This window comes from Vibrio sp. D404a (assembly GCF_030248535.1).
Taxonomy (GTDB): domain Bacteria; phylum Pseudomonadota; class Gammaproteobacteria; order Enterobacterales; family Vibrionaceae; genus Vibrio.
On record NZ_JAHGAJ010000019.1, the window covers coordinates 60495 to 75090 of the forward strand.

A 14596-nucleotide genomic window follows, 5' to 3' on the forward strand; every position below is an offset into this window, starting at 1 on the left:
TGTTAATTCCGTTAAAATAAATATACTGCACACCTGTGTAGTAAATCATAATAATTAAATGGAGCCGCTTCATGCAGTCCAAATCATCATTCAGAGCCAAACCGGTGAGACTACTAGGCGCTGCCGCAGCAGTGATATTCCTAGCAAGCTCATTAACCGGTTGTAACAAAGTACAATCAGAAGAAAATGAATTGGTTATCAAGCCAGTTAAGCTATTGGAGATTCCTCAACAGACGGATATTGAACTCGATAGTTACATCGCGAAAGTAGATGCAACCGATCGTGCGGCACTCTCTTTTCAAGTGGGTGGTCAGATCGAAAACTTTGCCGTTCGCATGGGACAAGATGTCAAAAAGGGTGAGACGCTGGTTACTCTCGACTCAACAGATTTCCGTATCGCACTCGATGCAGCGCAAGCCAAGTACGATCTTGCGAATAGCCAATACCAACAAGCTTCAGAACTTTATGCTAAGAAGCTGGTAAGTACCGATTACTACGACCAAGCGGTAAACAACTACACAGCAGCCGGCGTGGAATTGGAACAAGCCAAGACAAACCTCGGTTACACCACGCTTGTTGCACCTTTTGATGGGATTGTGTCGATGGTCTTTGGTAAACAACATCAGGTCATCGGAGAAAAGCAGCCCGTTCTCAACATTTTGAACCATGGCGCTATGGACGTCACTTTCTCTGTGCCAGTCGCTAAGCTAGAAGACCGCACGATCACTGAGTTTGTACAATCGAATATGTGGGTGGTGATGGACAGTCATCGCGGTATTCGTATTCCAACTCGTTTTAAAGAGATCTCTACGCAACCTGACGAAGACACAAACAGCTACCAAGCGGTTGTCTCTATTCAAAAACCACAAGGTCTTAACCTGTTATCAGGTATGACGGCTCAAGTTGAAGTTCAAAAATCGAAAAGCGAAAACGGCATCGGAATCGTTGATTCAGCATGGGTAACTAAGCTGGATGATCGCGGTGAACTTTGGCGCTATGACCCAGTAACAAAAATGATTTCCAAAGTAACCGTTTCTCTCAATGAGAATGGTCGAGTGGTGGCTGGCCTTATGGGTGGTGACCTAATTGTCGAAGCCGGTGTCGACGCATTGGTTGATGGACAACAAGTAAAAGCTTGGACGCGTGAGGGCGGTATTTAATGAAACTCAGCAAATTAACAGTCGTTGTTGCATCAACGCTTGTACTGGCAGCGTGTAACAACGAAACCGTACATCGTGAACAGCCAACGCTAACCGTTTCAACATTTGAAGTTCAAGCGCCGCTAAAAGAGCAGTTCCGCAGCTTCAATGGTCAAGTTATGGCAGCTGAACTGACACCTTTGGCTTTCCGCATTGCTGGTGAGATTGACCAAGTACTCGTTGAAGCTGGCGACGTCGTGGAAAAAGGGCAGTTACTGGCAACCATAGATGGCGATACATACCGACAAGATGTGGTTGATGCACAGTCGCAATACGACCTTGCAAACAAGCAGTTAGAACGTGGGAAAGAGATGTTTGCGAGCAAGATGCTGTCTAAGTCTGAATTTGATCAGCTTACAGCGAACTTCAAATTGGCGTCTGCAAATCTCGCTTCTACAAAGCAAGCGCTGGGATACACAGAATTACAGGCACCTTTCACTGGCACTGTTTCAACGGTCGATAAAAAGCAGTTTGAGAATACGACACCGGGTGAAACGCTATTGAGCTTGTACCAAAACGATAAGGTGTATGTGCGTATTCAGGTATCAGATTCGATATTGGCGTCTATTAGCCCAGACATGCGCTCTAATACTTACCGTCCAAGTGCCACATTCGGTGGCATCGAGGGCGCTTATCCGCTGACTTATTTAGAGCATACCAGTGAGCTCCATCCTCAATCGAGAACTTATGAGTTTTGGATGTCAATGCCACAGCTTGATACGCCTGTTATGCCGGGCACCAGTGTCACTGTGAATGTTGACATGGCGAAAGCAGGGCTGAGTGATGTTCAAGGCTATCAACTGCCAATGACGACGCTGCAAGCGGGCGCTCAAAATAATGAGTTCTACGTGTGGAAACTCGAAGACGGCCAAGCATACAAGAGCCTAGTCGAAGTCGAAAAAATCAGCGGCAAAGGTGCGCTAATCGCACATGGTGTAGAGCAGGGTGAACAACTGATTAACTCTAACCTACGCAAACTACGTGATGGTATGAAATTGTCAGGAAAAGCAGAATGAACATCGCAGAATATTCAATAAAAAATAAAGTTATCAGCTGGCTGTTTCTGGTTATTTTGGCCGTTGGAGGCATTAGCTCTTTTGGCAACTTGTCACGTTTAGAAGACCCAGCATTTACCATTAAAGATGCCATGATCATTTCTACTTACCCGGGTGCAAGCTCAATGGAAGTAGAAGAGGAGTTAACTTACCCGCTCGAGAAAGAGATTCGACAGCTGCCTTATATCGATAAGATCACCTCGACCTCCTCTGACGGCATGTCTCAGATCATGGTGAGCATGAAGATGGACTACGGCCCAGACGAGCTTCCGCAAATCTGGGATGAGATGCGTCGTAAAATCAATGACCTGCAGCCTGCGCTACCAACAGGTGTCCAGTCTGTGCAGATCATTGATGACTTCGGTGACGTATTTGGTGTGATGCTGATGCTTACCGGCGATGGCTACGACTATGTTGAGTTGAAGCAATACGCAGACTACCTAACACGTGAACTCGAATTGGTTGATGGTGTCGGTAAAGTCAGCATTGCAGGCGATCAACAAGAGCAACTCTTTGTTGAGATGTCTCTAGAGCGCCTAGCAGCACTTAACCTTGATATGTCGACGGTAACGTCACTGCTTGCACAACAAAACAGTGTGGTCTCTTCTGGTGAGGTAATGCTTAACGGTCAGAGCCTAGCGATTAAGCCCAACGGGACTTTGAGCACGGTCGAAGAACTTGAAAACTTGATCATCCACGGTCGTGATACGGGCAACCTAATCCGCCTTAAAGATGTGTCGACAGTAACAAGAGGTATCGCTGAAAAGCCGGGTAATGTTCTTACTTACAATGGCAAACCTGCTATCAACATCGGTATTGCGTTCTCTTCTGGTGTTAACGTGGTTGAGATTGGTCAGGCGTTAGATGCAGAGTTAGAGCGACTAGAGTCGATTAAACCTGCTGGCGTTGAACTTAATTACTTCTACAACCAAGCACAAGAAGTGGACAAGTCGGTATCAGATTTCATTATCAGTTTGGTTGAAGCGGTCGGGATTGTAATCGTCGTTTTGCTGTTCGCTATGGGTCTACGTAGTGGCTTGATCATCGGTTTGGTTCTGCTACTTACCGTGTTTGGTACCTTCATTCTGATGGACTACAACCAAGTCGAACTGCACCGTATCTCGCTTGGCGCTTTGATCATTGCACTGGGTATGCTGGTGGATAACGCGATTGTCGTTGTTGAAGGTATCTTGGTGGGTCTGAAGAAAGGCAAGACCAAGTTAGAAGCAGCAAAAGACATCGTTACCCAAACACAGTGGCCGTTATTGGGTGCAACAATCATTGCGATCACAGCATTTGCTCCTATCGGTTTGTCAAAAGACGCAACCGGTGAGTTTATGGGTTCTCTGTTCTGGGTGCTATGTTTCTCACTATTCCTTAGCTGGGTGACGGCTCTTACACTCACGCCTTTCCTTGCAGATTTAATGCTGAAAGAGGAAGAGAAAACAGGTACTGATGAAGACCCATACAAAGGCATCTTGTTCGTAGCCTTTGGTGCGATGTTGAAATTTGCTCTGCGTTTCCGCTGGTTAACCGTTGCGAGCATGGTGGGCTTACTGGCAGTGTCTGTGGTTGGTTTTGGTATGGTGAAGCAGCAATTCTTCCCACCATCAAATACACCAATGTTCTACGTTGATATGTGGATGCCAGAAGGCACCGACATTCGTGAAACCATCAAGCAAACAGAGAAGGTAGAGAGCTACATTCGTCAACTAGATGACGTTGAATTTGTAACGACGACCGTTGGTCAAGGTATGCAGCGTTTCGCGCTGACTTACCAACCTGAAAAGAGCTACGAAGCTTACGCGCAATTACAAGTGAGAACCTCGGACAGAGACACCATGTTCTCAACATTGGAAAAGCTTGATGGAAAACTTGCGCTTGAGTTTGAACAGCCGACTTTCCAGTTCAAACTGATTGAATTTGGCCCGTCGCCGGCGTCTAAGATTGAAGCGCGTATTATTGGACCTGATCCTGATGTATTGCGTTCCATTGCTACGGACGTTGAAAACATCCTGCTTGCGGACCCAGGGGCTCGTAACGTAAGACACGACTGGCGCGAACGTACTAAAGAACTGGTACCGTTATTTAATGAATCGAAAGCGCGCCGTTTAGGTATTTCAAAAGCGGATCTTTCAAGCACTCTACAAATGGCATTTGGTGGCTACAACATTGGTCTGCTGCGTGATGGTACTCACATGCTGCCGATTGTTGCTCGCTTACCGGAAGAAGAGCGTTTTGATTTTGAATCTTTGAACAACGTGAAAATTTGGAGCCCATCACTTCAAACTTACATTCCAGTTGAGCAAGTGATTGATGGCGTTGAACTGCAATGGTCAGAGCCTCTGATTCAACGTAAGGACCGTAAACGCACATTAACCGTGCTAGCGGACCACGATGTACTAGGTGATGAAACACCAGCAAGTTTGTTTGCTCGTGTTCAACCTCAGATTGAAGCGATGCCGCTGCCAGCTGGTTACAGCCTTGAATGGGGTGGTGAATATGAGTCTTCTAAGGACGCTCAAGAGTCACTCTTTGGTTCACTGCCGATGGGTTACTTACTGATGTTCATCATCACTATGCTGCTGTTTAACTCGGTTCGTAAACCTTTGGTTATTTGGTTCACGGTACCATTGTCGATTATCGGTGTTTCAATCGGCTTGTTAGGCACCAACATGCCATTTAGCTTCACGGCTTTCTTAGGTCTGTTAAGTTTGAGCGGTATGATCTTGAAGAATGGTATTGTGCTGCTTGATCAAATTAACAGTGAATTGGAAACAGGCAAAGACCCATACCTAGCGGTTGTAGACAGTGCAATTAGTCGTGTTCGACCAGTATCGATGGCAGCACTGACGACGATTCTCGGTATGATCCCACTTGTTTTCGATGCTTTCTTTGGCTCGATGGCGATTACCATCATGGCAGGTTTAGGCTTTGCTACGGTATTGACCTTGATTGTTGTACCTGTGATGTTCGCTATCTTATTCAGAATCAAACCGTCCACTGCGGGATATTAAGGATTGATATAAACGATTCGTTTTAGCCAAGCCCAGTCAAACTCTGACTGGGCTTTTTTGATCTTGTCAGGGGAGTGTTTAACTTAGACTTAAGGGAGAGCTAAAAGTTACGTGAGGGCTAAAAGTTACGAGAGATCCAAAAGCAACGTGTGAGCTAAAGGACAACGAAAGATGGAGTAAATGGAGGATAAATAGTAAAGACAGAGTAGGAGAGCACACCGTCATTCGCGAACAATAACAGTACTTGTCTGCTTTAGTTGCAGACATGACACAATCTAAGCGAGTGTCATCTGAGCCTATATCGCGACTTGAACGTCCAGTTCAATTGGGGTTGGCATGGCAAGGAAGTAACCCTGATACATATCAAAGCCCATCGTCTTCATCAGGTTGAGTTGGTCTTGAGTTTCAATACCTTCAATAACCGTTTGAGCATTGATAGATTTAGCCAGTGACATCACATCTTCGATAGGTTCCGCATTGCCTTGTTCAAACTCCAGCATTAAAGAACGGTCAACCTTGATAATATGGGGAGTGATATGACGCACTCTACCTTCGTTTGAGGCTTGGGTTCCGTAATCATCAACCGCCACCTTAAATCCATTGTCTGCAAGAGACTTGGCTGCCTCCTTAAGTCGTTCTTCACTGTCAGCATTGAGCTCAACCAATTCCATGACAATTTGCTCTGGTGATAGGTTCAACTCTTTGATGCGTTTTGCTAACAGGCTATCGCTGACATTTGAATTCGCGAACAGCTCTCCGACGTTTGGTAACACATTAAGAAAGAGTTGCAGATGACGAGAGGTAGATTGAGCAAAATTTCGGACGTGTATTACGCGGCTTAAGCGCTCTACGTTAATTTTGTCTTCAATAGGGGTGTTATCTGAATGAAGGTAATGATCAGGACGAATGACTTTGTTGTCGTCATTAGTAATTCTTACCAGTGCCTCAACACCAATTTGTTCCATGTTGGCGCTAAATATGGGCTGATAAACGCTTCTTAAAGTAAGGTCTTGGTATTTGGCAACAAACTGCATCTCGTCATCCACTGAGATGCATTTAACGAATTCATTACGGTCAGTTAAAATCATACTTAATTAAAGATAATCCATTAAAGGGACTGGTATTTCCTTGTGTCACAATATTGACACGCGTGGTTAAATTGTCAATTAATAAAAGAAGCATTAACGCGATCCATATATAAATATAAACAAATTAACATCACGAACCATTATAAAGCCAAGTTATACATTTTACTTATGAATTAATTGGGTGTGATTTGTCGCGCAAATATTAACCACTCTATGTGTTATGCATCGCAATGCTAGAGCTAGGTTTAATATATTGTGGCGGCATATCTAGTCACTAATCAAAATACAATTTAAATGTTGATTTATGGCTCAATGTCTAATTTATAGAAATAAAGTGAAATAGCCAACATCAATGGTGGCGTGAGGGCAAAAAGAAATAAAATCGAAACAAATCAATGTGGTATATATTTTTGATGAACAAACAGTCTGGTATTTTTGTTTTTCAATGAATATTCGTTTGTTGTTTTAAGTTGACTGAGTTGTTTATGCTACCGCTTTAATCAAACCCATTGCATAACCGCGTAAAGTTGAATGTATTTACGTACCAGTTGTTGATTATTTGATCGTTTTAAAGGATGGCCAAACTTGATAAAGCAGGGCGCTATATTGAAGTTGTGACTCAGTTCAGACGCAAATTGTGAATCACTCTCTTGCAGAGTAATACCTTGTTGACTGTATTCAGTGATCTCATCAGGCAGTTCGCCCATCCACCAGTGCAGTAGTTCTCGACTGTGTTTACTGCGACTGATCCAATGATCAGAAACAATAATAAGCAGATCATTTGGTTGAATGGCATAGCCGTATTCAGCAAGCCAATGATGGATATCAAGTAGCAATTTTTTACGGCACGTTTTTCCCGCACTCACCATATGATGACTGATCACCCATACCGTACCTATCTCAGATGAAACACGAAAGTGTCGTGCTGTTTCGTTAAAAGGAAGCATATCGAGTGGGTAAATCGCGCTCTCGTGATCAAAACTAAGAAGGGTGTGCTGCATGCGCCTTGAAAATGCCTTACCAATGTGGTGCTCACTGATACCTTGATTGTGAACTGTGGGGTAATGGTGTTCGCACAGCTTCAAACAATCCTCTTGAAAAAGGTTGATGCTCTGTATCACGAGATCTAATAACAATGAATGTCCTTATACATGGCTACAATGTTGATTACTGAATAGTAAGGTAATGACTGTGTAATTTGCCAACAACAAAGGCTCAGTTCTTGATCGCTTTATCAAAATTTAGCTATGTGTGAAGTTTTATGTTGTAAGCCTGCTACAGGAGATTAACATTTATGAATTAACAATATTTAGAAAGACTTACGAGGAAGTGATGGCCATAGAGCTAGATAGCAAACAAAAAGCAGAAATGACGGATGTGCTGCAACGCTATTTGCTAGATGAACTTGATGTCGAGATTGGTCAGTTTGACGCTGACTTTCTTGTTGATTTTATCAGCAAGAAGTTTGGTGCGGTTTACTACAACAAAGGGGTAGAAGACGCTCAAAAAGTGATGGAAAGAAAGATGTTAGATATCAGTGATGAACTTTATGAAATAGAGCAGGTCGTTGAGTTATAAGTAAAATAATCTTGTTCAAATAATTCGAACAAGTTGTTTGAGTTTTAGTTATGTCATTTATGTAAAGCTAGGTAAATAATATGTTTCAGCAACACAGAGTCATGTACGCTCTTCATATTATACCAATTGCAACCATTTGGAATGAAACATGAGTAACAATGTAAAGAACTACAATCCAATCGCTAGACTGTTGCACTGGGCATCAGCATTGACAATTTTTGGCCTATTTGGTGTTGGCCTGTGGATGGTTGACCTCTCTTATTACAGTGAATGGTATAAGACAGCACCAGATTGGCATCGCTCGATTGGCATTCTTTTGGCAGCTGTGACCCTATTTAGATTGATATGGAAAACAGTGACAGCGTCACCAAGTGTTGAAGGGAAAAGTTATGAAGTGGTAGCCGCCAAAGTGGCTCACGGCTTTATGTATCTAAATCTATTCGCTTTATTTGTGTCTGGTTACCTGATTTCAACATCGGATGGCCGAGGTATAGATGTATTTAACTGGTTCACTGTTCCAAGTATGGGCGAGCTATTTGCTAACCAATCTGATTTGGCAGGGACTGTACACTACTACGCAGCTTGGGTACTGATTGTATTGGCATCAGTTCACGCACTGGCTGCGATTAAACACCACATTATCGACAAAGACGATACGCTACGAAAAATGATAGGAGCATCAAAATGAAAAAATCAATTATCGCTACAGGACTAGCCTTTGCTATGGCAATGCCTTTCGCTGCGAACGCTGCTGATTACGTGATTGATACAAAAGGCGCACACGCGTCTGTTAACTTCAAAGTGAGCCACCTTGGTTACAGCTTTATTAAAGGACGTTTCAACACATTTTCTGGTGACTTCTCATTTGATGAAAGCAACGTAGAAGCGTCTAAAGTGAACGTTGTGGTAGATACTACGAGCCTTGACTCAAACCACGCTGAGCGTGACAAGCACATCCGTAGCGGTGACTTTATCGATGCAGGTAAATTCTCTGAAGCAACATTCAACAGCACAAAAGTGGTTGATAATGGTGATGGCAAGCTAGCAGTAATGGGTGACCTAACACTACACGGTGTAACTAAGCCAATCACTATCGATGCTGAATTCATCGGTGCTGGTCAAGACCCATGGGGCGGTGAGCGTGCTGGTTTCATCGGTACAACACGTCTAGAGCTTGCAGATTTTGACATCAAAGTCATGGGCGCTTCTAGCTACGTTGATATGGAACTGCACGTTGAAGGCGTGAAGAAGTAAGTTGAATAGACTGAACCTAAACAACTGAGCTCGGCTCTATAAAAATAGAAAGACGCGAAGCCATTGCTTCGCGTCTTTTTCGTTATTAAGCCTTGAGTCTTTTCATGGTGCACACTGTTCCCGTGTTGTCGCATCCACTAGACATCTTATTAAGCCACACGCTGTTATTACGTGTTTCTATTTCCTGTTGGTGCTCCCGCTAATAAGTAACTAACGTAGAGTATTTAACGTGTTACCACTTGTGATTAAGCGGTTTCCAGTTCAGTCTCTTTCACTACGTTTAGACGGTCACCGTAGATAGGGCGTAGTGCTTGCATCACTTCAGCACGAGTCAGAACACCCACCATTTCGCCATTTTCTAGAACTGGAAGCATGTGTGGTTGGCTCACTTTCATCGCTTTAGCACGCTCTTCCAGAGACAGAGTCGTAAAGCGAGTCGCGATGCCCATGCTAGATGTTGGGTAAAGTTGCTCTTTGTCGATACATAGGAATTCAGCCACATCCACAAGTTTGTCGTTTGCATCAATTGCCACAACATCACGGCTCATTAGGTCAACGACCTTTTGGCCGGCAGTTGGAATGTAATCTTGGCACCAAAGGTCAACCATCACATCGTGAATTGAGAATACGCCAACCAAGCGACCTTCCAAGTCACACACTGGCGCGCTTACTTGCTGTGCATCGAGTAGTGTGTCGATAGCTACAGAAGTTGTCATTTCAACGCTTAGAGTAGTAGGAGTGGTGTTCATGATTGCTTTGATAGTTGTATTCGTGTTCATAGTGGTTTCCTTAACTGACGTAATTTGAGTTGTTTGTGTAATTGCTGTTATTTTTGCTGCTTTAAGTTGTGGTCTGCGGTAGATGCTCCAGTTCGCTAGGCCAACTAGTACCGAACCACCAACGATGTTGCCGAGGGTCACTGGTAGCAAGTTTGCGCTGACAAATTGCATAATGTTTAAGTCTGCATACTGAGCCGGTGTCATACCGATTTGGGTCCAAAAGCTTTCTGGTGCGAAGTTTTGAATCACAATACCCAGTGGCACCATGAACATGTTCGCGACACAGTGCTCAAAGCCAGAGCTGACAAACATGGCAACAGGTAATACTGTCATCATCGCTTTTGTCATCGCATTCGCTGAGCTGAAGGTCAACCAGATGGCTAGACACACCAGCAGGTTACACAGCACGCCTAATGCAAAGGCTTGGATAGGGCTATGGTGAAGCTTGTGCTGCGCAATGTTTAACGCGTTAAGTCCCCATTGACCACCATCTAATTGGTAAAGACCCGCTGCGCTAACTAATGCGAGTAGGAACATCGCACCAATAAAGTTACCGACGTAAACTTTTCCCCAGATCGACAGCATCTTGCCGAAAGTGATCTGTTTGTTTGCCCAAGAGATGCTAGATAGCACCGAACTGGTAAACAGTTCACCACCACAGATGACGATTAGGATAAGTCCCATACTGAAGGCGAGACCGCCCGCTAAGCGGCTGAGCCCCCATCCAGCATCGGCACTGCCTGTGGTTACCGTGATATAAAATAGGAAAGCGAGTCCGATGAATGCGCCAGCCATAATTGCGAGACTCATGGTCATGCTGCTGGTTTTGTTCGCTTTACTTAATGCAAATTTCTCTGCTTCGGCCATCATTTCTGTTGGCGAAAACAGTTGATGATTATCAGAAGTGCTGGTCGCCATACCCCCTCCTTGAACAATCCGTCATATGTAATTCCTAGTGTTAATACCTAAGTGAATGGTGAATGTTGCAGCGGACATTTCGTTGCTGCCCATTCAGATTACGAGCGGTGAGGGTAGAGGTAAAATTGATAATATTTAGAAACCACATCAGAAATATTGATATAGAGAACGGAGAAGGTACAATGAAACCGATTGCTCACAGGCTTTATAAAAAAGAGCGTCGGAATACAGATAATTACAAGAAATTAAGGAAGAAAATTGCGTTATTCATTAAAGCAGCTTGCCGTCTTTGACGCCGTTGCAGATTCCGGAAGTGTAAGCCAAGCAGCAGACAAGCTTGCACTGACTCAGTCGGCTACCAGTATGTCCCTAGCTCAACTTGAAAAGATGCTAGGCAGGCCCTTGTTTGAACGACAGGGTAAGCAGATGGCATTAACTCATTGGGGAATGTGGTTAAGACCTAAGGCAAAACGTCTTCTGCAAGATGCCCAACAGATCGAAATGGGCTTCTACGAACAACACCTTCTTAGTGGTGAACTTCGCCTTGGCGCGAGTCAAACCCCAGCAGAACACTTGGTTCCAGATCTCATCAGTATTATTGATAACGACTTTCCAGAGATGCGTATCTCGCTCGGTGTGCAAAGTACTCAAGCTGTAATTGATGGTGTACTCGACTATCAATATGACTTAGGCGTTATTGAAGGGCGTTGTGACGACAACCGAATTCACCAAGAAGTGTGGTGTACAGACCATTTAACCGTCGTTGCATCGGCACATCACCCGTTTGCTAAGCGCGAAAGAGTCAGCATGGCTCAGTTAGAGCAAGCGAAATGGGTATTACGCGAACACGGTTCTGGTACTCGCAAAGTTTTTGATAGCTCTATTCACCATTTAATTGCGGATTTAGACGTGTGGCGTGAATACGAACACGTTCCGGTGCTCCGTAGCTTAGTCGCTAATGGTCCATACCTCACCTGTTTACCATTCCTTGATGTCGAACGTTTTATCGACTCTGGTCAGTTAGTTACTTTAAATGTACCGGAACTGGAAATGGAGCGTACGCTGTCATTCATCTGGCGTGCAGACATGGCGGAAAACCCGTTGGCGGAATGTATTAAGCGTGAAGGTAAGCGCATGATGAAGAGCCGTCCGTCGGTTTTATAGCCATCAGATTGTCAATCTATTAATACCGATATCTGTTGAATAAGCGATATCGGTCTCCATATGGTGATAAATCGACATCTTGATACATTATAAATGTGATGTTGATCGTCTGTTTTCTTTGTTAGTTACCATACTATGCGTACTTGATTTCAAGTGAGGCTGAATTCTGTTGCGACTATTCGTAATGAGAGTTTAGGAAATAGTATGAGTACATTAGTCGCGATTTCGTTAACAACAGGTATTTTGTCAGGTCTTTGGGGTTGGATTGCCATCTCTTTTGGTTTGCTGTCTTGGGCAGGCTTTTTAGGTTGCACCAGTTACTTTGCATCACCTACCGATGGTGTAAAAGGACTACTGGGTAGCTTAGTGACCAACATGACAGGTGTATTCTGGGCAATGGTGATCATTCATAGTTCTACCTTTGCTGGTTTAGAAATCTTGGGCTACGTGATTACTGCTATTGTTGCTTTCTTCATGTGTATTCAAGCAAAGCAAGCCTGGTTAGCTTACATTCCTGGAACCTTTATTGGTTGCTGTGCAACGTTTGCGGCTGCCGGTGATTGGCAACTTGTTGTGCCTTCGCTAATACTGGGCGGCGTGTTTGGCTACTTAATGAAAACAAGTGGCGTATGGCTTCACCAAAAATCAACTCAATCTTCTCAAACGGCTGAACAACGCGCTGAACATGTAAAGGCTTAACCCTTATTTAGGCTAGAGCTTTACGGGAATGGCTGCATTGGATATGTCCCTGTGAAAAGATAACCCCCAATTAATTTGTATAGCTTTTATACAGGCACACCGTTTGGTGTGCCTTTTTTCGATTTCAAACAAAAACAACAAGCAATAGTGCAAGTGACTAAGTGTTGCCGTTCGCCATGGTAATGACTCGTTTGAGTGTCCAGCGGAGGAGTAGAGGAATGCATTCAAGACCGCGATTCTCACAGTGAGAGACAATGGCAAGCGCAAGGTCCGGCTTGGCGTGTTTTTTGAGTACCCGTGCAACCACTTTTTTCGGCGGAATAGGGTGGTCATGCGGGATCTTGACCATATCTCTAAAAAAGCCTTCAAAACCATTCATATAAAGATAGTGTTCGATGTCCTTTTCAGGAAGTTCAGTCAAGCGATGACGAGGTTGGTCGTTGTCGAGTTTGGCAAGCACAGTGGTTGCATACTTCTTACCAGCCGCATCACCATCAGTAACAACATGCCAATCAATACCAAACTCTTTCGCAACCTTAATCAATGCCTTTAATCCTGACTGTGCAAATTCGATGATCTGCACGCCCTCAGCAGCTAAGTTATAACCGCACTGGTTTGCTAACTCATTGAATAGCCATACCTCGGTCTCTCCTTCAACCAGTAACCAGCACCTTGCAAACAGAGCGCCAGAACGATGAAAACGAATGTGGAACCCAATGCGACGCAGTTCATCCTTACTAAAATGAGAGATGTTCAATTGGTTTGCGATGGTTTTATCGGATTGGCGAACCAGTCGACGAATAGAGTGCAAAGGTACTGCAGCTAATAAGTCACCACTGTTGGTTGTTAAGATTTTTTGCATCGGCAGTTTCTGTAGCAAACTCCATGCTCTCGCGAGATGCGTTGGGTGTAAGCGACCCTCAGGATCTTCTAAGATCAAAAGTGGTCGGGCGCAGCGCCTTAAATCATTGGGTCCTTTGGCGTGAAGGTAAGCGTTAAGTAAGCCCATAAATAGCAAACGCGTCTGCTTGTTGTTGGTCTCTTCAACCAGTTCATGAATGCTCTTGTCGTTGATTCCTGTTGAATACATAAGTCCATCGCGTTGCTTACGAGGGTTTTTACGTGAGACGCTCTTGAAGGAGAAGTAGTGCTCTATCAAACTCTGCATTGAGTCTAGGCTACTGCGCATTTCGCCTTTGTTGACGTGGCCTGGAATCGCCATCAAGCGGCGGCAAGTGTTATCAATGCGCTTTTCAATTCTGGTTTGATGCCCATTACCGTTTCCATTGCCATTAAATGGACGGTCGAAGTGACGTGCATCGCGAAGTCGTATCACCGGATGCAATGACATTAGCTCTTGTGCAAGTTTCTCAGAATGGTGGAGCTTGAGTGGATTGCCTTCAAGATCGAGAAACGCATAGTGAGTGGTGGTTTCATACTGTTCAAGCGTCGCACTAATGCGATAGTAGATGCGGTAAGTACCGTGCTCATCTTGAATCCAGATAGGTTTTAGCTTGCGATAACGCCCAGCGTTCAATTCAGACTTATCGTTGGCTTTAAGAGACAAGACGATTTGAAGATGTTGCGACTGTGGGTGTGAGACGGAATAGTCCACGTGAAAGTCTGTCATTTCGAATTGATAAGGCACGCCATCGGCGGGGAGCACAACAGACAGAGCATCAAGCAGTGAAGACTTACCCCAGGTATTTTCACCGATTAACGTTGTGAGTTCATCGAATGCCAGCGACATTCGTTTTATACCTCTGAATCCAGAAATCTCGATTCGTTCTAATTGCATAGGCTTACTCCTAACAAAAGATCTGCTAATGCTTTGAAAGCAAACAG

The 14596-nt window shown here is 44.2% G+C and carries 12 protein-coding genes; 8 read left to right on the forward strand and 4 right to left on the reverse strand.

The features are described 5' to 3' along the window. Nucleotides 1–71 precede the first annotated feature (71 nt). Genes KI655_RS11970 through KI655_RS11980 form a run of 3 tightly spaced genes read left to right on the forward strand, consistent with a single transcriptional unit; the run spans nt 72 to nt 5271 of the window. Nucleotides 72–1160, forward strand: coding sequence for an efflux RND transporter periplasmic adaptor subunit (locus KI655_RS11970; RefSeq protein ID WP_285405176.1), 1089 nt, complete (start codon nt 72–74; stop codon nt 1158–1160). Beyond that, on the forward strand, nt 1160–2215 hold the full coding sequence (locus tag KI655_RS11975) for an efflux RND transporter periplasmic adaptor subunit (protein ID WP_285405178.1): 1056 nt from the start codon (nt 1160–1162) through the stop codon (nt 2213–2215). The genes KI655_RS11970 and KI655_RS11975 overlap by 1 nt, the downstream gene beginning before the upstream one ends. Continuing rightward, a complete protein-coding gene (locus KI655_RS11980; RefSeq protein WP_285405180.1) occupies nt 2212–5271 on the forward strand; it encodes an efflux RND transporter permease subunit in 3060 nt (1019 codons plus the stop codon). Before KI655_RS11975 ends, KI655_RS11980 begins: the two co-directional genes overlap by 4 nt. A gap of 296 nt (nt 5272–5567) precedes the next feature. Here the strand turns inward: KI655_RS11980 and KI655_RS11985 are convergent, their stop codons facing one another. Continuing rightward, nucleotides 5568–6305 (reverse strand): EAL domain-containing protein, encoded by a 738-nt coding sequence (locus tag KI655_RS11985; protein ID WP_285405681.1) that lies wholly within the window; start codon nt 6303–6305, stop codon nt 5568–5570. A gap of 554 nt (nt 6306–6859) precedes the next feature. Continuing rightward, the gene (locus KI655_RS11990; RefSeq protein WP_285405182.1) at nt 6860–7495 is read right to left on the reverse strand and encodes a hypothetical protein; all 636 of its coding nucleotides are present in this window, start codon (nt 7493–7495) and stop codon (nt 6860–6862) included. Nucleotides 7496–7691: 196 nt separating this feature from the next. Here KI655_RS11990 and KI655_RS11995 point away from each other — a divergent pair, with 196 nt between their 5' ends. The 3 genes from KI655_RS11995 (at nt 7692) to KI655_RS12005 (ending at nt 9191) form a co-directional block, all read left to right on the forward strand. Next, a complete protein-coding gene (locus tag KI655_RS11995) occupies nt 7692–7937 on the forward strand; it encodes a DUF2164 domain-containing protein (protein ID WP_285405184.1) in 246 nt (81 codons plus the stop codon). Nucleotides 7938–8085: 148 nt separating this feature from the next. Next, nucleotides 8086–8625 carry a cytochrome b gene (locus KI655_RS12000; protein WP_285405186.1) on the forward strand — a complete coding sequence of 180 codons (540 nt, stop codon included), beginning with the start codon at nt 8086–8088 and terminating at the stop codon, nt 8623–8625. Beyond that, nucleotides 8622–9191, forward strand: a complete 570-nt coding sequence (locus KI655_RS12005; RefSeq protein WP_285405188.1) for a YceI family protein — start codon at nt 8622–8624, stop codon at nt 9189–9191. The genes KI655_RS12000 and KI655_RS12005 overlap by 4 nt, the downstream gene beginning before the upstream one ends. A 245-nt stretch (nt 9192–9436) precedes the next feature. Here the strand turns inward: KI655_RS12005 and focA are convergent, their stop codons facing one another. Beyond that, nucleotides 9437–10888 (reverse strand): formate transporter FocA, encoded by a 1452-nt coding sequence (gene focA, locus KI655_RS12010; protein WP_285405190.1) that lies wholly within the window; start codon nt 10886–10888, stop codon nt 9437–9439. A 258-nt stretch (nt 10889–11146) separates the two neighbouring features. On the opposite strand from focA, the gene KI655_RS12015 reads away from it, so the two are divergent. Together KI655_RS12015 and KI655_RS12020 are read left to right on the forward strand one after the other, a co-directional pair. Beyond that, nucleotides 11147–12052: a LysR substrate-binding domain-containing protein gene (locus tag KI655_RS12015; protein ID WP_285405192.1), complete on the forward strand. Its 906-nt coding sequence runs from the start codon at nt 11147–11149 to the stop codon at nt 12050–12052. 204 nt (nt 12053–12256) lie between these two features. Next, complete coding sequence (locus KI655_RS12020; RefSeq protein ID WP_285405194.1) at nt 12257–12751, forward strand: DUF1097 domain-containing protein; 495 nt, start codon at nt 12257–12259, stop codon at nt 12749–12751. A gap of 157 nt (nt 12752–12908) precedes the next feature. On the opposite strand, the gene KI655_RS12025 is transcribed toward KI655_RS12020, so the two are convergent. After that, a complete protein-coding gene (locus KI655_RS12025) occupies nt 12909–14549 on the reverse strand; it encodes an ATP-dependent endonuclease (protein ID WP_285405196.1) in 1641 nt (546 codons plus the stop codon). Nucleotides 14550–14596 lie beyond the last annotated feature (47 nt).

Bases quoted from the DNA above. Each gene is read 5' to 3' on its own strand.
- KI655_RS12000 (WP_285405186.1), top strand. From the start codon at position 8,086: ATGAGTAACAATGTAAAGAACTACAATCCAATCGCTAGACTGTTGCAC.
- KI655_RS11995 (WP_285405184.1), top strand. From the start codon at position 7,692: ATGGCCATAGAGCTAGATAGCAAACAAAAAGCAGAAATGACGGATGTG.
- KI655_RS12005 (WP_285405188.1), top strand. From the start codon at position 8,622: ATGAAAAAATCAATTATCGCTACAGGACTAGCCTTTGCTATGGCAATG.
- focA (WP_285405190.1), bottom strand. From the start codon at position 10,888: ATGGCGACCAGCACTTCTGATAATCATCAACTGTTTTCGCCAACAGAA.
- KI655_RS12020 (WP_285405194.1), top strand. From the start codon at position 12,257: ATGAGTACATTAGTCGCGATTTCGTTAACAACAGGTATTTTGTCAGGT.
- KI655_RS11970 (WP_285405176.1), top strand. From the start codon at position 72: ATGCAGTCCAAATCATCATTCAGAGCCAAACCGGTGAGACTACTAGGC.
- KI655_RS11985 (WP_285405681.1), bottom strand. From the start codon at position 6,305: ATGCAGTTTGTTGCCAAATACCAAGACCTTACTTTAAGAAGCGTTTAT.
- KI655_RS11980 (WP_285405180.1), top strand. From the start codon at position 2,212: ATGAACATCGCAGAATATTCAATAAAAAATAAAGTTATCAGCTGGCTG.
- KI655_RS11975 (WP_285405178.1), top strand. From the start codon at position 1,160: ATGAAACTCAGCAAATTAACAGTCGTTGTTGCATCAACGCTTGTACTG.
- KI655_RS12025 (WP_285405196.1), bottom strand. From the start codon at position 14,549: ATGCAATTAGAACGAATCGAGATTTCTGGATTCAGAGGTATAAAACGA.